Source organism: Pseudomonas entomophila (assembly GCF_013523125.1).
In the GTDB taxonomy this organism is placed as follows: domain Bacteria; phylum Pseudomonadota; class Gammaproteobacteria; order Pseudomonadales; family Pseudomonadaceae; genus Aquipseudomonas; species Aquipseudomonas entomophila_B.
Map to the genome: position 1 here is coordinate 112,857 of NZ_JAAMQJ010000004.1, position 20,809 is coordinate 133,665.

Consider the following 20,809-nt stretch of genomic DNA (forward strand, 5'->3'; position numbering starts at 1 on the left):
CGCGCGATCGTGCGAAGAGCGAGCCGTGCGGCCCGCCCTCGAAGGTTTCAGCGCAGCTTGTAGGCGATGATATAGTCGCCCATGCGCGTACCCAGCGATCCGTGGCCGCCGGCGGTGATCAGCACGTACTGCGCGCCGTCCTTGCCGGTGTAGGTCATCGGGGTGGCCTGGCCGCCTGCTGGCAGACGGCCTTTCCACAGCTCTTTGCCGTTGTTCACGTCATAGGCGCGCAGGTACTGGTCCAGCGTGCCGCTGAGGAACGCCACGCCACCGGCGGTGACGATCGAGCCGCCCATGCTCGGCACGCCGACCGGCAGTCCGATCGGCACCGGGGTGCTGTCACGGGTGGTGCCGTTCTTGTGCTTCCAGACCACTTTGTGGGTGAACAGGTCGATGGCGGCCACATAGCCCCAGGCCGGTGCCTGGCAGGGCAGGCCGAACGGCGACAGGAACGGGTGCATGATCACCGCATACGGTGCGCCGGTGTTGGGCTGCACGCCGCTGGTCTCGCTTTCGCGATGGCTACCGGCTTCGACCTTGTCACGTGGCACCATCTTGGAGACGAAGGCCATGTAGTTCGGCGAGGTGAACAGCAGCTGGCGCACCGGATCGACCGACACACCGCCCCAGTTGAACACCCCAACGTTGCCTGGGTAGACCAGCGAGCCCTGCTCGGACGGCGGGGTGTACTGGCCTTCGTAGCGCAGCTGGCGGAACTGGATCCGGCACAACATCTGGTCGAACGGGGTGGCACCCCACATCGCGCGTTCGTTCAGCTCAGGGCCCAGCAGGTTCAGGTCTGAACGGGCCTGGGTCGGTGCGGTGTGATCACCCTCGACAGCGCCTTGCGGCACGGGGATCTCGCGAATCGGCACGATCGGCGTACCGTCGCGGCGGTCGAGCACATACAGGCTGCCCTGCTTGGTCGGTGCGATGATCGCCGGCTTGATGCCGTCGTCGGTCTTCAGGTGCACCAGCGTCGGCTGGCTGCCCACGTCCATGTCCCACAGGTCGTGGTGCGTGAACTGGTAGTTCCAGCGAACTTTGCCGTCGGCCAGGTTCAGCGCGACGATGCCGGCGCTGAAGCGCTCGGCGCCCGGGGTACGGTCGCCGCCCCACTGGTCGGGCATCTGATTGCCCAGGGGCAGGTAGACCATGCCCAGGGTCTCGTCGACGCTGGCCAAGGACCACATGTTCGCCGAGTTGCGGCTGTAGGTCTGGCCGGCGGGCAGCGGGCTGGTGTCGTCCGGGTTGTTGCTGTCCCAGTTCCAGACCAAGTGGCCGTCGTGCACGTCATAGGCACGAATCACGCCCGATGGCTCGTCGGTCGACTCGTTGTCGGTGACGTGGCCGCCGATGATCACCAGGTTACGGGTGATGGCAACCGGCGAGGTGGAGTAGTACCCACCCGGGGTGAACGGACCGATGCCTTGCTTGAGGTCGACCACGCCCTGGTTGGCGAAGCCTTCGCAGACCTTGCCGGTGTCGGCGTTGAGGGCGATCAGACGCGCGTCGGCGGTCGGCAGGTACAGGCGGCGAGGACAGGCACGTGCGACGTCCTGACCTGCGGCAGAGATCTGCGGGGCCGGGCTGCCATCACGGCTGACGTAGTTGTTCTCGTCGTAGTAGGAGACGCCACGGCAGGTCATGTGGGCGAAGCCCTTGAAGCCGACCGGGCTCTTGAGGTGCGGGTCGTAGCGCCAGAGTTCCTTGCCGGTGTCCGGGTCCAGCGCCAGCACCTGGCTATGCGCGGTGCAGGCATACAGCTTGCCGTTGACCTTCAGCGGGGTGTTCTCGTTGGTGATCTCCACCGGATCGTCGTCACGCGGCATGTCGCCGGTGCGGATGCGCCAGGCTTCTTCCAGGCGGGACACGTTCTGCGGCGTGATCTGGCGCAGTGGCGAGTAGCGATCGCCATGTTCGGTCCGGCCATAGGCCTGCCAGTCGCCCTCGGGCATCGACGGCGCGGCGCTGGCCATCTCGCTGGTGTCGCGGCCCAGCTCGCCCTGGATCTCGCCAGGGTGGGTGAACTGGCTACCGATTGCCGATGCACCGGAGGCGATGACCGCCACGCTGAGCACGGCCACGTTGGCCTTGGCCGAGGAGCCGACCAGTGGGCGACGTGCCCACGGCAGCAACAGCAGCACGCCGAACACGAACCAGAGCGACAGGCGCGGCACCAGTTGCCACCAGTCCAGGCCCACTTCCCACAGCGCCCAGACGGTACTGGCCAGCAGGAACACGCCATACAGGCCCAGGCCGAGACGGCGGCGGGCCAACAGCAGGATGCCCGAGAGCGCCAGACCGGCGCCCCCCAGCAGGTAATACAGCGACCCGTCCAGCTGGACGAGGGTCAGGCCGCCCGCCACCAGGGCCAGGCCCATCAGTAGCAGCAGCACGCCTAGCAGGCGCGGTAGCCATAGGGTTTCAGGTTTGGCACTCGCAGTGCTCATCGTCGATTGTCTCCATCGGCCCGGGGGTGGGCATGACGTTGAAAGGAATGGGTGAAACGAAAGGTGGGCAAGCCTACAGCCTGTTTCGTTTCTGGCAACCAATTTAAACAAATTGTTCCTTGTCATGACGCTAGCAGCGGATGTAAGGAAGGGCCAGTCGAGGGGAGAAGGACGCCGGAATGTCAGGTATTCCGGCGCAGGGGAAAGGCGTCAGAACGAGGTGCGCAGACCGACCTCGACGCTGCGGCCGGGGGCCGGCGCGATGTCACGCAGGATCGAGCTGGCGTAGCGTACGGTCTGGTCGGTGAGGTTCTCACCCCGCACGAAGGCCAGCCACTGACTCTGGCCGACCTCGAACCGGTACCCGAGGCTGGCGCCGAGCGTGGTGTAGCCGTCGGTCGAGGTGTCGTTGGCCGGCGTGCGATGCTGGGCGGCGGCATGCTGCACGTCGACCCGCGCCTGCCAGCGGTCCAGCGACCAGAGCAGGCCGCTGTTCACGCGAAGCGGCGCGATGCGTGGCAGCGGCTCGTCGGTGTCGAGGTTCTGCGCGCGCGTATAGTCGCCGGAGAGTTCCAGGGCGAAGCGGCCGTAGCGGTTTTCCAGCAACTGCCAGCGATCCTGCGCCTCGACACCATAGAAGCGCGCACGCACGCCTTCATACGCATATTCAGGCAGGTCTTCATCGTCCTCCCCCTCGCGCAGGTTGCCCGTGCCGATCAGCCCGATGTAGTTGCCAAAGTGGCTGTAGAAAACGCCCACACTGCCCACATGGGTGCCATTGTCGAAGCGCAGCGCCAGGTCGGCCGAGACGGCGCGCTCCTTGCCCAGGTCGGCATCGCCGAGTTCATAGGCGCCGGTGGCCACGTGCGCACCGTTGGCGTACAGCTCGTAGAAGGTCGGTGCGCGCTCGGTGTAGGCCAGGTTGGCGGCCAGCGACCAGACCGGGTCGAGCTGATAGACCGCGCCCGAGGACAGGCTGCCCGTGGTGAAGCGGCTGGCCGTGTCGAGCGCGGCGAAGGTGTCGTTGCCTTGGGCGTCCGGGTCGACCCGTGTGTGTTCCAGGCGCGCGCCGAGGCTCAGGTCCAGGCGTTCGGTCGCTTTCCACTGTTCGAGCAGAAAGAGCGCGGCGGTGTCGGTGTCGGTATGCGGCACGAAGGCTTCTTCGCCCAGCGCGGAGAACTCGCTGCGTGCGACCTGCGCGCCGATCACGCCTTCCACCGGACCGAACGGTCGGTGCCGTGCCTCGACACGGGCCTCGTAGCCCTTGTTCTTGAAGGTGGTGTTGACCTCACCGTCTTCGATCTCGCGGTGCTGGTAGTCGGTGTAGCCGGCATCGAACTTGACCGAGCTGAACACGCCTTCGAGGTCGCGGAGTTCCGAGGCGAAGGCGTAGTGGTCCTGTTCCATGTCCAGGCGCACACCGGGCTCGGCTACCGAGCCGTAGTTGCCGTCGTAGCGACTGTAGGACAGCCCGGCGTAGCCATGGTCCCAGTGGTAGGCCCCGCCGACGGCCCCGCCGTCCTGCCGCCCATCGCTGTTGTCCAGCCGGTGCCGACTGCCGGGGACTTCGTCGGTGCGCACGTGGGCGCTGCGGGCATGGCCGGGAATGCGCAGGTCATCGAACTGACGGCTGTTGGCATCGATGTGCAACGCGAAGGTGCCATCCCCAGCTTCCAGTTTGCCCGCGCGGCTGCGGGTCGTGCCGGCGCCGCCGTAGCGCAGTTCGCCCGAGCCCTGGATGCCCTCGATGGGGGCGTCGGGAATGCGATTGTCGAAGGTGTTGATCACGCCGCCGATGGCGCTGCCGCCATACAGCAAGGCCGCCGGCCCGCGTACCACCTCGATGCGCTCGACCGTGTTCGGGTCCAGCGGCACGGCATGGTCGTAGGACAGCGACGAGGCGTCCAGGGCGCCCACGCCGTTGCGCAAGAGGCGAATGCGGTCGCCGTCGAGGCCGCGAATGACCGGACGACTGGCGCCAGGCCCGAACCAGGTGGAGGCAATGCCGGGCTGGCGGTTGAGCGTTTCGCCGAGGCTGCCATGCTGCTGTCGGGTCAAGTCCTCACCGTCGAGCACGGTACTGGGGCTTGCCAGTGGGTGATTGCCCAAGGGGTTGGCCGTGATGACCTGAGGAGCGAGTTCGATCGCCTGGGCGGACAACGACATCATGCACAGTGCAGCGGCAAGGGGCGACAGGCGCAAAGGGGAAGCGGACATGGAAGGGAGCAATCCTGGAAAAGTGAACGTTCCGTTACACTATAACATCCTATTTGTAAGAATTAGTTACATTGTTACAGGCCCGCGTTCTCGAACGTGCTTTCTCCGACGTGTCCATGCCGCACTGCCTCACGTGTGCATCGACTGGTGTATCGTGGCGTGCTTTGACTCATTGGAGACACGCATGGGCACCGCTCAGCACGCTGCACTGCACGGCAAGACCCTGGCACAGATCCTGACCACGCTGGTCGAGCACTACCAGTGGGAGGGCCTGGCTCAACGCATCGATGTTCGGTGCTTCAAGAGCGACCCCAGCCTGAAGTCGAGCCTGACGTTCCTGCGCAAGACGCCGTGGGCACGGGAAAAGGTCGAGCAGTTGTACGTCGACCTGTGCACGGCACGCTGATGCCCCGACACCCCTGGCTGACACTCGGCGCCTGGCTGGGCTGGTTCGGCCTGGTGGTGCAGGTGTACCTGGTGTTGCTGGCGCGCTGGGAGCAGCAGGCCAGCCTGGTGGGTGGGCTGATCAGCGTGTTCAGCTATTTCACCGTGCTCACCAACACCCTCGTCGCCACGACGTTGAGCCATGCCGCGTTCGGTCGCCCAGGCCCTGCGCGTCGCTTCTTCCTGTCACCGGGCGTCAGCACCTGCATCGCGGCGAGCATCGTGCTGGTGGCGCTGACCTACAGCCTGCTGCTGCGCCAGCTCTGGACGCCCACGGGATGGCAGTGGGTGGCTGACGAACTGCTGCACGACATCCTGCCGGTGCTGTTCGTCCTGTACTGGTGGCGCGTCGTGCCCAAGGGGACGTTGCGGCCCTGGCACCTGGTCGCAGGGTGCCTGTATCCGGCGATCTACTTTCTGTTCGTGCTGTGGCGCGGGCACGAAATCGGCGTCTATCCCTACCCGTTCGTCGACGTCGCGACACTCGGCTACCCCCGGGTGATGCTCAACGCCAGCGCCGTGCTCGCCAGTTTTCTGGGCATCGGCACGCTCCTGCTGTGGCTCGATCGTCGGCTGGGCGCGCGTCGTTCGGCAGCACCCGGCCTCGACTAGAAGCGCGCCCGTCTAGCGCGCCGCCACGGCCGGCGCAGCGCACTGGGTCGCCTCGCCTGGCTCCAGGTACGGCATCAGGATCGGCGCCATGCCCTTGAGGACCTGTACCGGCAAGGCCGAGGTGAAGGTGAAGGTCTCCGCTGCACGGCCCGGCACGAAGGCGGTCAGGGTGCCGAAGTGGTGATCGCCGAGGAAGAACACGAACGTGGCGGTCCGGTTCAGCGAGCGTGAGCCGATCAGCCGGCCACCGGCACCGAAGCTCTCGATGCGGTTGTCGCCGGTGCCGGTCTTGCCGCCCATCACCAGCGCCGAGCCGTCCTGCAGCTTGAAGCTGCCCGAGACCCGGCGTGCGGTCCCGGCATCCACCACCTGAGACAGCGCGTCGCGCAAGGCATGCGCCACTTCAACCGGCAGGATGCGGCGACCACGGTCCGGGTCGCTGACCAGCTGCGTCTCGTAGGGCGTGTTGGCAGCGAAGTGCAGGGTGTCGATGCGCAGGGTCGGTAGGCGCACGCCCTCGTTCTGGATGATCCCGATCAGCTCCGACAGTGCAGCGGGGCGGTCACCCGAACTGCCGATGGCGGTGGCCAGCGACGGCACCAGGTGGTCGAAGGGATAGCCGACCCGCTTCCAGCGCTGGTGGATGTCGAGGAAGGCTTCGATCTCGACCATGGTACGGATGCGGCTGTCCCGAGCGCCCTGGTGACGGCTCTTGAACAGCCAGCCATAGACCTCCTGACGCTCGAAGCGACTGGCGTTGATCGCCTCGCGTTGCGACGCGCCCGGGTTCTTCAGCAGGTAGCCCAGCAGCCACAGGTCCAGTGGGTGCACCTTGGCGATGTAGCCTTGATCGGGCAGGTCGTACTTGCCGGGTCCATAGTTGTCATAAAGCGTGACCAGGCGGTCGTCGGTCAGCTTGGCCAGGGCGGCGCGATTGTCTTGGCTGTGCGTGCGCACGAAGGCGTCGAACGTCGCCTGGCGCGCCTCGGGGAACAAGTAGCGGTGCACGGCCGCGAGCCGCTGTGGCGTCACGCGCATGCCGTCCAGGAACGTGTCCAGGCGTTGCTGCGAGGTCTTGCGCTGGTACTTCTTCCAGAACCGCATCAGGTAGTGCGTGCCTTCGCGGTCGGCGAAGCGCGCCAGGTACTCCTGGCGGCGCGGGTCGCTGTCGTCTTTGAGCAGCGGCTCGCGGTTGTAGGGCTGTTGATAGGTCACATAACGCACCACATCGCGCATCAGGCGAATGAACGGCAGGTTGATCGACTCGCGCAGGGCCTCCTTGAGCGTCGGGTTGCGGCCGTTGTCCTGGGAACGGAAGTTGTTGAAGCGGTGCAGGCCGCCGCCGGTGAAGAAGGCTTCCCCTGGGCTTGCCGAATACCTGCGTTCCAGGGCGGCGTCGAGCATGGCGGCCAGGTTCTGGTCCTTCTGATTGCGGATCAGCCAGTCGAGCGACCAGCGGCTGAGCGCGTCCAGATCGGCCACCGGGACCTTGCGCAGTTCGGCCACCGGCTTGCCGGCATGGGCATCGTGCAGCTCGGCGATGATTTCCAGGTAGGTGGTCATGACCCGCAGCTTGGCGGTGGAGCCGAGCTCCAGCTTGCTACCTTCGTTGATGTCGAACGGCTGGTCGGTGCTGTCGGTCTGCACCCGTACGCGCGACCCGTCGGCAGTGCGCTCGAACAGCGTGAAGCTGTAGCGCACCTGGTCGGTGGTGCGCGAGGTGAGCAGACGATGCCCGATCAGCCCGACCCGTTCGGCGAAGGCCGGATCGGCCAGGTCGCGCAGGTACTGGCTGACCTGCCATTGCAGGTCGGCCTTCAAGGTGCTGGTGGCCGACAGGTCGAGGCGATCGAGGTCGTACAACGGGCGGTCCAGCATGCCCGCCAGACGGTTGCGCGCCAGGCTGATGCCCTTGTTGGTGACGATCGGCTGGATCGTCGGCTGCGCGACCCAGTCGCGGTACACGGCCTTGCTGGCCAGCGCGGCGTCGGCCAGGGGCCGATCGATGAGGGCGCTGCCGGCCAGCAGGCGGATGTGGGCATCGGCCAGTTCGGCCAGCTCCACGCGTCCTTTGGAGAGGTAGTACGACGGTCGGCGCTGCGCGATCATCAGCGACAGCACCTGGCGCAGCGCAAGGCCTCGTGCCGCCAGGCTGTCGGCATCCTGGGCGGTGGACGACAAGGTCGCGTTGACCTGCTCGAAGTCGGCGCCGTACCAGACCCGCAGCCCTTCAGCCATGCCATGCACCTCGCCATGCCCCGGCACCGCGGACAGGGGGACGCTGTTGAGGTAGTCGCGCACGATGCGCTGGCGTGCTTCGGTGGTGTCCGGGCCGTCCTGGTAGGCGCGTACGCTGGCCGAGAACATCTGCCGGAGTTTTTCCATGCCCGAGGCGGTCAGGCCATCGGGCGAGTGACGGTACTTCTCGAGCTGCGTCGCCAGGGTGCTGCCGCCTGCCGACTGCCCAGGCAGGGCCAGGTACTTGGCCACCTGGGAATAGGCCGCCTTGGCGAAGCGAGGCCAGTCCACGGCCGGGTTGCTGCGCGGATCGCTCGGGTCCAGCAGGTCGCGGTTCTCGATGAACAGCAGGCTCTTGACCATCAGCGGTGGAATGGCCGCGTAATCGGGGTACACGTGCTGGGGGTAGGTGTACTGATACAGCGTGTCGCCGCGGCAGTCGGTGATGGACAGCCCAGCCTGGCTCTTCTCTCGGTAGGGTACGAACAGACCGTGATCGACATAGCGCATCAGCGCCGGCGAAAAACGCACCTGCTGGCTGATCAGGTAGTCGCGCTTGAGCAGCCGCGGCAGGAACTCGCCCAGGGCACTGTAGCCCAGGCGCTTGTCGAACGGCCCCTCTCCGGGATAGACGATGGCCTCGCTGGGGCCCGGTTGCAGCGTGTAGGTCAGGGTCGAAGCCAGGCGGCTGAACGCGCGCGATTGCAGCTTCGAGGTCTGGACCTCGTCATGCACGGCCAGGCCTACGATCACCAGCCCTGCGCCCATCACCAGCACGAACGACCACAGCCATACCCGGCGTCGACGACGCGGCGGTGCCGGAGGCGGGGAGGCCGCGTCAGGACGTGCCTCGCCGGTATCCGCCCTGGTTGGTTCCGATTGCCACAACACACCCATAGTCGTTCGCTCAACCCGTCTTGTTTTCGCCTGCCTGTCTGAAGCGTAGACGGTGGGGGAGTTCGATGAAAATTTTGTGAAAAGCCAGAAGTGTCCCTGGATGCCCATGCTAGAGGCCTCGTTCGGGTACCCGTTTGCTGACAGAACGGCGATGAAGCGCTGAGCGCGTGCGTTGAAAACGAAGAGCGCTGGAACGATAGGGATGCATTGTGTATGTTATATAGTATCAATACTCAGCAAGGTGAGCCCCATGAAACCTGATATCCATCCTGCGTACCGCTCGGTCCTGTTCCACGACACCGCGGCCGACGTGTTCTTCGTCATCGGCTCGACCATGGACACCGACCGGACCCAACAGCACACCGACGGTGTGACGTACCCCTATGTCGCGCTCGACGTCTCCAGCGCCTCGCACCCGGTCTACACCGGCAAGCAGCGTCAGACCCAGGCCGAGGGCCGTGTGGCCGGGTTCAACAAGCGTTTTGCGGGGTTCTCCAGCACGACCTCGACCGCCAGTTGAAGGCGTCTATCGAAGACAGAAGGCGCATGCCAAGGAGGGTGACGTGGGTGACCGGCGTCAGTCGAACCAGGACACCGGCTTGAGCAGACGTTCCTGCCAGCACCGCTGTGTGTCGGGATCGGCGTCCACCAGCGCCCGGTAGCGGTTGTTCACCCGGACTGCCACCGGCAGTCCATCGCGGTACAGCAATCGATTGCTGCCCACGGCCGGCACCTTGGCACCGGGCAACACGCTGCCTATCAGGTTGAGCGGATCGCTGGCGCTCACGACGATCAGACGACCGTCCAGCGCGCGCTGACGCACCTGGCGCAGGGCCGCCAGCGCCTCGGGCAGGGCGAACTGCTCGCCGGCCAGGTCGTCGATGAAGCGTCCGCCGCGAATCTCGCCACGGGCCTCCAGGCGGTGATAGCAGCGCAGCAGCTCGCGCCAGGGTGGCAGTGCCTCGCTCTCGCGCGCCAACAGCCGCCAGCACACCACGCCATAGCGCCGTAACAATGTCCAGGCGATGTGCTCGACCTGGGCTGATGAATGGCGCTCGCTGTCTGTCACGTCCATCAACGTCCAGCGGCCTGCCTGGTCCAGGCTGCTCGACCAGGGCGCCAACCCGCGACCCCGGTGGCGGGACGTGCGCTTGGACGCCGGTATGATCAGGCCGCGCAGGCCGATGAAGCTGTCCGCGTTCGCCAGGCCGCTGCCGACCAGGGCTTGCAGCGCGGTCTCCAGTTCACTAGGCAGCAACCGGGCGTACCGGAGCAGTTCATCGAAACGCAGCGGACCCTGGGCCTGCAACACGCTGTGTACCTTCTGCGCACGTGCGCCCAGCCGATCCAAGGCCGGCGCCTGCCCAAGACGTTGCCAGAGCGTCAGCGCCGGACGTGGCACCAGCAGCAGCGGCGTGCTGGGCACCAGGCTGGCGGCGGTCTGGGTCGCCAGCCGGCACCAGGCCCAGCGGCCCTCCTGACAGGCCTGATCGAGCCTGTGCGTGGCATAGGCGCCGACCCGCATCGGCAACAGCTCCGTTTCCCAGGCCGCTGCGGCACAGGGAAATCCCTCGAGTCGGCCGAGCGCCTGGTCGACGGCCTGTGGCCCGCGCAGTCGCGTGTCGTCGCTCAGATGCTGCCAGTCGAGCAAAAAGCGCAGGTAATCCTGCACGCCGACCGGCTCGATCTCGCGGCGCAGGCGTTTGATCGTGTCGCGATGAATGCGTCCCAGCAGGTGCCGCTCGCACCACTGGCGCGCTGGCGTGCCGGGTGTGAATGTGCCGTGCAGCACATGCCCTTCGGCCTCCAGCTGCGCCAGGGCGTGTTCGGTGGCTGCGACCGACAGCCCCAGCGGCGCGCGCAATTGCTCCAGCGTCACAGGGCCGAGGCCGCCGAGCCGCGCACGTAGCAAGTCGGACACCGCACTGGCATGCGTCGGCGGAGGATCGAAGCCAGGCAGCGGCGAGAGGGGCGGTTGTGTGTCGGCCTGGGGATACACGGCCTGGCCCAGGCGCAGGCGTTCACGGGCGAACCACAGACGCAGACCGTCGGCGTGCAGGCAGACGACGCGCCCAGCCTGGACCAGCGTGTCGAGCAGCGGGCCCCAGTCAGGCGACCCCAGCGCTTCCTGTTCGGTGATCGCGCCCAGCGTCATCAAGGCATCGTGCAACTCGTCGGCCGTGCGCGGGCTGGGCCAGGCCTGTGCACGCACCGCCTGGATGGCTGCGGGATCCAGCAGACCCAGGGTGTCGACCGAAGCAGGTGCTTGCCAGCGACGGCTCGAGAGCGCCTGGGCGCGCCGTTCCGCCACTGGCGCGTTGTCGACCAGCGCATAGGGCCTGGCGTCGAGCCTGGCCAGGGCGAGCGGCGAGGGCGTTGCCAGGTCGAGGTCGATCAGGCGCAGTTCGGCCCGCTCGATGCGCCGTAGCCGGGCCAGCCAGCCCGTGCTGTCCAGGGCCTCGTGCAGGCAGTCGTCCAGCGTCTGCCGGACCAGCGGGTGGTCCGGCAACGGGCGCTCGGCGGAGGGCGCCAGGGGCTCGGCCAGGTCAGGGAACACGGCCTCGACCAGCGCCTGGCTTTTCAGGCGCTGGACCTGAGGCGCGACCTTGCGGCCGGCGATCATCCGCGGCAGCGCCATGGCCACCGCCGCGTTCCAGCGCCAGCGCACGTCGAACAGCGGCGCGTCGAGTACCGCCTGGACCAGGACCGACTCGGCCGTGGCACTGGGCAGGCACTGCCAGAGGTCGGCCAGCGCGAGGTGCGCCGCGGCGGGCAGCGCGAAGACCAGTGCGTCCTCGCCGGCAGCCACGTGCAGGTCGATGTCGAAAAGGCGTCCGAGGCGTGCCCGCAACGCCAGCCCCCACGCCCGGTTGACGCGGCTGCCGAAGGGCGCATGCAGGATCATCTGGGGGTCGCCCACGGCGTCGATAAAGCGTTCCAGCACCAGGGTGTCCTGGGACGGCAGCCCACCCAGGACGGCCCAGGCGCGCCCCAGGTAGTCGAACACCTGCGTGGCGGCGTCCGTTTCGAGTTGATAATGCTCGCGCAGCCAGGCCAAGGCCTGGTCCCGATCACCTGCGCAGTCCGTCAACTGCCGGTCGAGCGCTGCCTGGACCCGTGCCACGGCCGCCGACAGCTCGGTGCTGCGTCCGGGTGTCTCGCCGATCCAGAACGGAATGGTCGGCGGCAGGCCGTGGGCGTCCTCGACCCGCACCCGACCCGGCTCGACCCGCAGGATGCGGTACGACGCATTGCCCAGCTGGACGATGTCGCCCGCGGTGCTCTCCACCGCGAACTCTTCGTTGACGCTGCCGATGTTCAAGGCCTGGGGTTCGAGGACCACGGCATAGTCGGCGCTGTCCGGCAGGGTGCCGCCACTGGTGAGCGCCGCCAATTGGCTGCCACGACGGCCGCGCAACTCGCCGCTGACGGCATCGCGCTGCACGTAGGCACCCCGCACGCCCTGGGGCGAGACGTGGCCTTCGGCGAGCATGCGCAGCACGGCCTGGTAATCCTCCTCTTCGAGTGCGGCATAGGGCTCGGCGCGACGCAGGCAAGCGAGCAGGGCAGGCTCGGTCCAGGCCTGGTTGCTGACCTCGGCGACGATCTGCTGCGCCAGGACGTCCAGCGGCGCCTGGGGGATGTGCAGGACGTCCAGCTCGCCGCGCCGCACGCAGTCGAGCAGGGCCACGCACTCGACCAGGTCGTCCCGTGACGTGACGAACAGCCGCCCCTTCGACGTGCCATCGACCTGGTGCCCGGCACGCCCGACCCGTTGCAGGAAGGCCGCGATCGAGCCGGGCGAGGCGATCTGGCAGACCAGGTCGACGTCGCCGATGTCGATGCCCAGTTCCAGCGAGGCGGTGGCCACCAGCATCTGCAGGTCGCCACGCTTGAGGCGCTGTTCGACCTCCAGCCGGTGGGTCCTGGCCAGGCTGCCGTGGTGCGCCGCGACCTGCGTCACCCCCAGGCGTTCGCCCAGGTGCCGCGCCAGGCGCTCGGCGAGGCGTCGCGTGTTGACGAACACCAGGGTAGTGCTGTGCTGGCGCGCCAGTTCGGCCAGTCGGTCGTAGACCAGCCCCCAGTCTTCACTGGACAGCACTGCCCCCAGCGGCACCGGCGGCAGCTCCAACGCCAGATCGCGTGGCCGTGCATGGCCGATGTCGACGATGGCGCAGGCGCGCGCGTGGCCGACCAGCAGGCGCGCCACCCGCTCGACCGGGCGCTGGGTCGCCGACAGGCCGATCCGCCGCAAGGGCCGGTCGCACAACGCCTCGAGCCGCTCCAGGGTCAACGCCAGATGACACCCCCGCTTGTTACCGGCCACCGCATGGATCTCGTCGACGATCACCGTGTGCACGTCGGCCAGACCGGCGCGGCCGGAGGCAGAGCCCAGCAGCACGTACAAGGATTCCGGCGTGGTCACCAGGATGTGCGGCGCCTTGCGGCGCATGGCCGCTCGCACGTGCTGGGGCGTATCGCCCGTGCGCACGGCGGTGGTGATGCGAGGCGCCGCCAGGCCTTGCGCTTCCAGCACCCGGGCGATGCCTTCCAGTGGGCGTTGCAGGTTCAGCTGGATATCGTTGGACAAGGCCTTGAGCGGCGAGACATAGACCACCTGAGTGCGGTCAGGCAGCCCGTCCTCGGCTGCCAGCCCCTGGCGCACCAGCTCGTCGAGCACCGCGAGGAATGCGCTCAAGGTCTTGCCGGAACCGGTCGGCGCCGCCAGCAGGACGGACTGCCCCTCTTGGATCAGCGGCCAGGTGCGCGCCTGCGCAATCGTGACGCGCCCGAATTGCTGGGTGAACCAGGTCGCGACCGCGGGGTGGAAGCCAGCGAGCGCCGACGGTGCCTGTGTGAAAAGAGTCATCGAGCGGTTATGCGCGACCCTGGCCGCGCTGGCAAGCGGTATTTAGACAGGACCTCTGCGGTCAGTCTGACGACGCGGGCAAGCGTGACACCGGACGGGCGGATGCGCGGCGTTGGCCTTACACTGAGCGGCCCTGATGGAAGGAACCTCCTTGATGATCACCGTTTCACCCCCCCTCATTCGCATTGCAGCAGCCGTGTTGATCGATCCTGACGGACGAACCTTGCTGGTCCGCAAGCGCGGCACCCAGGCGTTCATGCAGCCAGGCGGCAAGATCGATGAAGGCGAGTCGGCACGCATGGCGCTGGTGCGTGAGCTGCACGAAGAGCTGGGCCTGCAGGTACACGCAGAGGCCCCTGTGTACCTGGGCAGGTTCCAGGCAGCGGCGGCCAACGAGCCTGGTTGTCAGGTGCAGGCCGAGCTGTTTCGTGTCGATACCGCCGAGAGGCCCCAGGCCGCTGCGGAGATCGAGGCCCTGGCCTGGGTACGCGCCGACGAGACGCCCGACCTGGTGCTGGCGCCCCTGACGCGCGAGGTGATCCTGCCTCTGTACCGCGGGTTACTCAGCGCACCGCACTGACCCCATCGAGGGTGGCGAACGAGATGTCCTTGGCCGTCAGCAGGAAGTCGCGCATGTAGGGCGCATCGAGCATGTCGGTGCGCACGGCGGCGTACAAGGTGGCGAACAGGCCTTTCTCGCCCAGGCGCTTTGCTTTCACGTAGCCACGGGCACTGTACTCGTGCAGGGCCCAGTGCGGCATGCCGCAGACGCCCCGACCGCTGGCCACCAGCTGCATCATCATCACCGTCAGCTCCGAGGTGCGGATCGCGGCAGGCTCGATGTCCGCCGGCTCGAGAAAACGCGTGAAGATGTCCAGTCGATCACGTTCGACCGGGTAGGTGATCAAGGTCTGGTCGAGCAGGTCCGAGGGCACGATGTAGGGCTTGCCGGCAAGCGCGTGCTGGTTGGCCACTGCCAGCATGGCCTCGTAGGTGAACAGGGGCACGTAGGTGATCCCGGACAGGTCCAGCGGATCGGAGGTGACGACCAGGTCCAGGTCGCCCCGTGCCAGGGCCGGCAGCGGCGCGAAGGCGAAGCCCGAGGCCAGGTCGAGTTCGACTTCCGGCCAGGCATCGCGAAACTGGTCGATGGTCGGCATCAGCCACTGGAAGCAGCTGTGGCATTCGATCGCCATGTGCAGGCGCCCGGCGGTACCGCCGGCCAAGCGCGCGATGTCGCGCTCGGCGCCGCGCAACAGCGGCAGGGTGGCATCGGCCAGCTGCAACAGACGCAGGCCGGCGCTGGTGAAGCGAATGGGCTTGGTCTTGCGCACGAACAGCTGCATGCCCAGGCGCTCTTCGAGTTCCTTGAACTGATGCGACAGGGCCGATTGGGTCAGGTGCAGGCGTTCGGCCGCCTCGACGAGGCTGTCGGCCTCGCGCAGGGCATGAAGGGTTTTCAGGTGACGGATTTCCAGCACGACGACTCTCGCAGCAACGCTTGAACAAAAGCAGGAAGCGCATGAGTGTGTCTCATGCTGGCGTGCCTGTCATGCAAAGGATGCTGAAAAAGGGCGGAGCCGCTGGGCTCCGCCCGTCGTCTTCAGAGAGGAGCGAAGAGTCGATTGGCCACCTGCGGGCTGATCGTGCCACGCCACAGATCGGGCTGCTCATGGCTCAGGTACCGGTCGACCGCTCGCTTCAGGTGCGCTGCCGTGAACGACGTGAAGGGGGCATCGGGCGTGCGGTAGTGGAAATGCGCATACCACAGCACGGGCTGGCCCTCGCTCGTCGAGTCGATGATCGCGTATTCCTGCAGGTAGTCCTGAGCGCCCAGTGCCTGACGATCCCCCATGCGTCGGATCGAAGCTTCGTTTTGCTCCATCAGGTATGCCAGGTGGCCGGTATCCGGCCTTTCGGTACGCTTGGTCTGAGCGATCCGCAGGGCTCTGCCTTCTTCGCGCAAGGCCTGTGCCTGGTTCGTCAGGCGCGGCAGTTCGTTCGCTTCAGGGTGCAGTCGCCGCAGGTGCCGGGCGCAGCGTTCCAAGTCCTCGGCCTTGATGTGCATCATGTGTTCGAGGTCGACGGCCAGCATGCCGTGGCGCTGATACTGCTGGACCTTCGCACGGTAGGGCGTCAGTCCCCCCAGCAGCTCGCTGGCGATGTGCTGCACGTCGCGCAGCTCGCGCGCACGGCTTGAGGCGGACACCTGTGGCTGCCAACGGTCGCCCTGGGCGCGCAGGAAACGCTTGAGGACCAGGCCATCGTCGCCTCGCATGACCATCTGTTCCGGGCCGTGTGCGGTGGCTGCGACGAAATCGCCAACGTGCAGCCGGTTCTCGGTGTCGAGGAACAGCCGAGGGCTGCTCGCCGGGCCGCCGCGACCAGCGGACAACGCGGGCAGCCGGCGCAACTTGCGCTCGATCAGGGTGAGCAGGGTGTCCAGGTTGTCATGGAGTTGCTGAAGATGACTCGCGTCGAACAGCGCCGGCATGCTGGCCTCGGTGGACTGCAGCTGCCGCTTGTAACGCGCGAACGTCTCGCGGGCCTGGTGATGGATCTGCCGCCGTTGAGCGACGCTGGCGCCCACGTCTCGAAGGTCGAGCAACGTGCTGCGTACGCTCAGCACGTCGGATTCCAGTTCCTGCAGGTTCTCGAGCAAGAACTCCGCGACCACCGATACGGTGGTGTAGCGTTGCGACGCTATCATCAGGTGTTGAGTCTGATAGAAGGCCTTGAACTCACTGCTGAGGGCCGCCCGGGTGGTTTCGACGCTCTGGCGCAGGGCCGTGGACCGTTCGGCCAGCGGGTACCAGGTTTCGATGTCGTCCAGGGTCTTGAACAGCCGTTCACGGTGCCCCAATTGGGCAAGCGCGAGCTTGCGCGCCTCACGCAATAGAGGCGCCTGGTCGACCAGGCCGTGGATTTCGTTCAACCTGAGCTGGACCAGCATGCTGCTGGTGAGGCTCTGCCGACTCAAGGTGACATGGAGCTGGATCTGATTGAGCAGGCGATCGCAGATGACGCGGGCCACCTGGGCTTTTTGCTGCAACGGTACGCGGCGATTGCGCCCGGCGCTGAGGCGCAGATAGTCGTCCCATGAGCGATACAGCTGCTTCGCCAGGCGCAGATCGGCCTGGGTGACTTCGATCAACGCAGGCACCTGGGCCACCTGATCGGCTGGCGACGCCTCGTTGAACGGCATGAACAACTGATTGCTGTGCGCCAAGGACCGTTGCAACTGCGCTTCTTCGTTGTAGCACTGGGTTTGCAGCATCCGCTGACGGCGGTAATGTCGATCGACGAGGAAGCGGGGCAGCCGATCGCGAATCGCGGCAGGCCAATAGGGCTCCAGCTGATCGGCCACACGTCCGAGCGTCTGGCCGCCTCCGGCACCGCCCCCATACAGGTGCACGCCATACAGCGAAAAATGCGTGTCCCATCGGCCCCGTTCGTCAAGCGCCACGGCACGCTGCCAGTGATGCCCAGGCGTGCCTTTGAGTCGCCAGGTATGGGCGGCGGCATCCCAGGTCACTTCGAAAGGTCGCCCCTCGACCAGGATGAAATCACCCTCGGCATGCCGATAGATGCCCGTGTAGCGGCCCTCCGTCCCCACCTTGACGCCCTGCAGCGACAAAGGACGCGCGTACGCATACCCGTCGAGCGTGGAACGTCCCCGCTGCCTGGAAGGCTCGGTTCGCCAGCCCGTACCGATGCCCGCGTGCAGCTGCCGCAGTTGACGTTGGCGCGACGCCTGGCGGATGAGGCTGACATTGATGGCGACACCGCTCACCAGATCCAGAACCACGTCGATCAGGGCCAGCAAGGCATTGTTGACTTCGTTGACACCCTGCGCCATCTCGCCTTCGATGAACGCTTCGGCGGCGCGGGCGGAGGCATGTGCAAAGTCGTAGGCCGCGATCGCACTGCCTATGAACGGCATGACGCTCAGCGCCATTTTGAGGTAGTCGAAGATCATGCCGCTCTGGCGGGTGAAGCTTTCCAGCCACAGATCGTCGTTCGAGCGCGAACTGGCCCGGTGCGCGGCGATGACTTTGCCCAACTGGGCTTCGAGCAGCAGCGCTGGCAGCGATAGGTGGGCAGGCCACGCAGTACCGATGCCGATGATGCCGTCGAATCCTCGGAGGCGAGCCTGTTGCAGGCGTGAGCGGTGTGCACGCGGGTCTCCCTGCAAGGCGCGTGACGCCAGGTAGGTGACGTCGCTTTCCGACACGATCGACTGGTACAACGCCCAGCGCGCGCTTTCCAGGTCGTTGTACTGGCTCAATGGCAGATGGGGGTGTTCGGGCTGACACAGTAGGGTAACGCCACTGATCCGATCTTCGATGAACGTCACACCGGACAAGGTCGTGGCCCTGTCGTCGGTGTCAGGACCTCCAGTGGTGAGCAGAGCCGGCAGCAAGCGGATGTCATGACCCGTGGCCTGGCCATCCGCTTGAGTGCGGGCGTTCAAGGCCGCCTTGAGCAGGTCATGGCCGACGCCATCCAGGGTGCCTCGCCCTTGCAGCAGTATCCCCTGGATCTCGAGCATCAGGCGCAATGGACGTGTCAGGCACGCCCGACGCCATTGCATGGCGCAGGTGTTTTCCTGCAGACCCCGGTAGGTGTTGAGGATCACGTTCTCGTAAGCGTGCGCCAGGTCCAGCTCCCGCGCGAGTGCCTGTAGAGAGGTGAAGGTGAGGCCTGCGTCGAGCGCCTGGCGCAAGCCCAAATCCTGAGTGTCGATCTGGACGCTCAGGAAGCGCAACCGCAGCAGCATGGCGTCGTCGACATTGTTCAGCAGCAGGTCCTCGAGCGCGAGGCTCACGCGCGCTGCGCTGGGCACCAGCCTTTGCTTGACGGGCACGCCAGGTGCGCCACTGCCTGCGATCGGATCGTCCTGCCACGTCGTGCTGACCGGCACATCGATCGTCACGGGACGACCGTCGTAGGCTGGAAAGTCCTGCCGCAAGCGCTGTGCGACCCGCGCGCGGCAATAGACGGCGCGCACGGGCAGGTCGCGCACCACCAGGGCATGGGCTTGCTGGGACGCGAGCACGTAGGCCTCGACGACCGTATTCAGGGCCATACGCGATTCGAGCGAGAGCCTGGTGAGCCACGCCGGCACCGCACGCGCGATGTCGAGGGCACGCTGCTGCTGTTCGAGCAGGTGCAAGGCCGCGTCTCGTGCGGCATGCCGTGGAACCTGAAGCCGCTGGGCCATGCACTCGTGCAGTTCGGGTAGCGCCTGCGCGACGGCAGCCAGGCCCCCTTCGTCCTGGATCTGCTGGCGCAACTGCTGTCCATGGGCTATCACGCCTCGAAGAAGCGCTTCGAACACCGTGCCGGATACCGGCACGTAGGCCAGCGACTGTCCATGTTCGGGGTGGATGCCCAGGCAGTGCTCGAGCTCGGCGTGATCGCGGCAGCGCAGCAGCCCACCGTGCTCACCCAGCCAGTAGAACAACAGGTCGCCCATCGTTGCCACACCGTCGGAGGCCGTACGGGTGATGACGATGGCATCGCTCAACGTGTGTGCCTGCACCACGTCGTTTCCCTCCGGGGGCGGCGCTTGCAGGAGCACAGGGTGACTCAGTCGCAAGGCGTGGGATGAGGCCTGCGGATCGGCCGCTGTAGCAACTGTTTCCAGGCACCTCACGTCAAGGTCATCGAGTTCGCCCATCAGCCGCTTGAGCCGCGCATGGGCGAGCAGGCCCTGACGGTGCGCCTCGATCAGCGCGGCGCTGAAGACGAGCGGCGCGGCATCGGAATGCCAATGGGGCGAATGCAGATGGGCCTCGATCTCCGGCAAGGCCGCCTGTTGCGCCGCGACCAGCGCGGCCTGGCAGTCCGCCAACGCCTCAGGATCCTGCTCGACTGCCCGCGAGACGCGCTCCAGCTGTTGACTGATCTGGGCCGTTCTTTCCTGAGGCGGTACATCGAGTTGCAAACCGCCCAGATCGAACAGCGAGGGCAGCGGGTCTGCTGCCATCGGTTGCTGATCCTCGGCCGAAGGCATGGCCAGCAAGGGCGTGCCGTGCCATTCGGTGCTGAGCCGCTGCGCAGCCTCCAGCGCCCGGGGGGCGTCGCGCCAGAGATCGTCGCCCGGTGCTTGCTCGAGCGTGGCGGCCAGGCGTTGGAACAGCAGGTCATGCCAGAGGGTGAACCCGGCCTTGACGTGCTCCAGACGTTGCAAGGGCACCGCTGCGTCAGGGTGGCCGGTCAGCTCGAGCCAGAGCGCGGCATCCGTCGCGTGCACGGTGATGGCGGGGAAGCGGTCGGGCCGGTACAGCAGCGTGGCGCCCTCGGCCTCCAGGCTGAAGACCAAGGCACCTGGGCTGGCGAAGGTGCTTCGGACGACCACCGGCCGGTCGCCGGCCAGGGTGGAGGGCGTCTGGGCCAGAGCGGCCTCGACCAGCGCCGAGGCCACTGCATCGTCGGACAGCCGAGGCTGACTGGCTTGCAGCGAGGCCAGGACATGCTGTTGGTAAAGCGCCTGCGCATGTGCGCTTCGCGTCGACGCGGTGTCGGGTTGGCACGCGTTCCAGTAACGGTACCAGGCCTTGACCAGCGCCCCATGCAGGTCCAGCGCCGGCAGCTGGCTCAACAGCTGTTCGACCGTCGTGCCGGCCACTGTTCGACCGTCTCTGCCGTGGACAAGGCGGACGCCGTCAGGCAGAGAGGTGACCGAGAGCGGATGCTGGTGGGCAAAGACACACAGGTGAGCCAGGCTGACGAAATTCGTCGTGCCTTCGTGTGTGAACGCCAGGCCCGTGGCCTGGGCGTCGAGCGCCAGCTGCTGCATTATCCGTTCGCCGACCACGCGGGACAGCGTGGGAGCGCCCTTGATCAGCTCATGGAAAGGCGTAGCGAGCTCGATCAGGCGTGCATGGGCCGTCGAGGCCTTGTTCGAGGTCGGCGGGGCGGGTCTCAGGTGCGTTGGACGCAGGGTAGGCGTCGGTTCGGTCGTCGTCAGTTCGCTCATGTCATCAATCCGATCAGGTGACTGAATAGGGCCTGGGGATTGAAAGAAAGCGGGGATGACCGAAGGCGGTAGATAGAGCTGGTGGCCAGGGCG

At 66.7% G+C, this 20,809-nt stretch carries 10 protein-coding genes; 4 read left to right on the forward strand and 6 right to left on the reverse strand.

Translation table 11 applies throughout. The features are described 5' to 3' along the window. Positions 1 to 47: 47 nt before the first annotated feature. Positions 48 to 2,453, reverse strand: a complete 2,406-nt coding sequence (locus tag G7007_RS04070) for a glucose/quinate/shikimate family membrane-bound PQQ-dependent dehydrogenase (protein ID WP_181099142.1) — start codon at positions 2,451 to 2,453, stop codon at positions 48 to 50. Positions 2,454 to 2,663: 210 nt separating this feature from the next. Continuing rightward, entirely contained in the window at positions 2,664 to 4,670 is a 2,007-nt protein-coding gene (locus G7007_RS04075) for a TonB-dependent receptor (RefSeq protein WP_181099144.1), read from the reverse strand. A 184-nt stretch (positions 4,671 to 4,854) separates the two neighbouring features. Between G7007_RS04075 and G7007_RS04080 the strand changes: the two genes are divergently transcribed. Both G7007_RS04080 and G7007_RS04085 read left to right on the forward strand, forming a co-directional pair. Further along, positions 4,855 to 5,076 (forward strand): VF530 family protein, encoded by a 222-nt coding sequence (locus G7007_RS04080; protein WP_181099146.1) that lies wholly within the window; start codon positions 4,855 to 4,857, stop codon positions 5,074 to 5,076. Beyond that, entirely contained in the window at positions 5,076 to 5,726 is a 651-nt protein-coding gene (locus G7007_RS04085; protein ID WP_181099148.1) for a Pr6Pr family membrane protein, read from the forward strand. The genes G7007_RS04080 and G7007_RS04085 overlap by 1 nt, the downstream gene beginning before the upstream one ends. 12 nt (positions 5,727 to 5,738) lie before the next feature. Here the strand turns inward: G7007_RS04085 and G7007_RS04090 are convergent, their stop codons facing one another. Then, complete coding sequence (locus G7007_RS04090; RefSeq protein ID WP_181099149.1) at positions 5,739 to 8,861, reverse strand: transglycosylase domain-containing protein; 3,123 nt, start codon at positions 8,859 to 8,861, stop codon at positions 5,739 to 5,741. 250 nt (positions 8,862 to 9,111) lie between these two features. Here G7007_RS04090 and G7007_RS04095 point away from each other — a divergent pair, with 250 nt between their 5' ends. Further along, the gene (locus G7007_RS04095; RefSeq protein ID WP_181099156.1) at positions 9,112 to 9,381 is read left to right on the forward strand and encodes a type B 50S ribosomal protein L31; all 270 of its coding nucleotides are present in this window, start codon (positions 9,112 to 9,114) and stop codon (positions 9,379 to 9,381) included. Between the two features lie 57 nt (positions 9,382 to 9,438). Here the strand turns inward: G7007_RS04095 and G7007_RS04100 are convergent, their stop codons facing one another. Further along, positions 9,439 to 13,731: a DEAD/DEAH box helicase gene (locus tag G7007_RS04100; RefSeq protein WP_181099157.1), complete on the reverse strand. Its 4,293-nt coding sequence runs from the start codon at positions 13,729 to 13,731 to the stop codon at positions 9,439 to 9,441. Positions 13,732 to 13,885: 154 nt separating this feature from the next. On the opposite strand from G7007_RS04100, the gene G7007_RS04105 reads away from it, so the two are divergent. Continuing rightward, positions 13,886 to 14,311, forward strand: coding sequence for an NUDIX hydrolase (locus G7007_RS04105; protein ID WP_181099158.1), 426 nt, complete (start codon positions 13,886 to 13,888; stop codon positions 14,309 to 14,311). Here G7007_RS04105 and metR read toward each other — a convergent pair. Both metR and G7007_RS04115 read right to left on the reverse strand, forming a co-directional pair. Continuing rightward, positions 14,295 to 15,212, reverse strand: a complete 918-nt coding sequence (metR, locus tag G7007_RS04110; protein WP_181099159.1) for a transcriptional regulator MetR — start codon at positions 15,210 to 15,212, stop codon at positions 14,295 to 14,297. The genes G7007_RS04105 and metR overlap by 17 nt on opposite strands. 122 nt (positions 15,213 to 15,334) lie before the next feature. Continuing rightward, a complete protein-coding gene (locus tag G7007_RS04115; RefSeq protein ID WP_181099160.1) occupies positions 15,335 to 20,716 on the reverse strand; it encodes a hypothetical protein in 5,382 nt (1,793 codons plus the stop codon). Between the last annotated feature and the right edge of the window lie 93 nt (positions 20,717 to 20,809).

Bases quoted from the DNA above. Each gene is read 5' to 3' on its own strand.
- G7007_RS04070 (WP_181099142.1), bottom strand. From the start codon at position 2,453: ATGAGCACTGCGAGTGCCAAACCTGAAACCCTATGGCTACCGCGCCTG.
- G7007_RS04075 (WP_181099144.1), bottom strand. From the start codon at position 4,670: ATGTCCGCTTCCCCTTTGCGCCTGTCGCCCCTTGCCGCTGCACTGTGC.
- G7007_RS04080 (WP_181099146.1), top strand. From the start codon at position 4,855: ATGGGCACCGCTCAGCACGCTGCACTGCACGGCAAGACCCTGGCACAG.
- G7007_RS04085 (WP_181099148.1), top strand. From the start codon at position 5,076: ATGCCCCGACACCCCTGGCTGACACTCGGCGCCTGGCTGGGCTGGTTC.
- G7007_RS04090 (WP_181099149.1), bottom strand. From the start codon at position 8,861: ATGGGTGTGTTGTGGCAATCGGAACCAACCAGGGCGGATACCGGCGAG.
- G7007_RS04095 (WP_181099156.1), top strand. From the start codon at position 9,112: ATGAAACCTGATATCCATCCTGCGTACCGCTCGGTCCTGTTCCACGAC.
- G7007_RS04100 (WP_181099157.1), bottom strand. From the start codon at position 13,731: ATGACTCTTTTCACACAGGCACCGTCGGCGCTCGCTGGCTTCCACCCC.
- G7007_RS04105 (WP_181099158.1), top strand. From the start codon at position 13,886: ATGATCACCGTTTCACCCCCCCTCATTCGCATTGCAGCAGCCGTGTTG.
- G7007_RS04115 (WP_181099160.1), bottom strand. From the start codon at position 20,716: ATGAGCGAACTGACGACGACCGAACCGACGCCTACCCTGCGTCCAACG.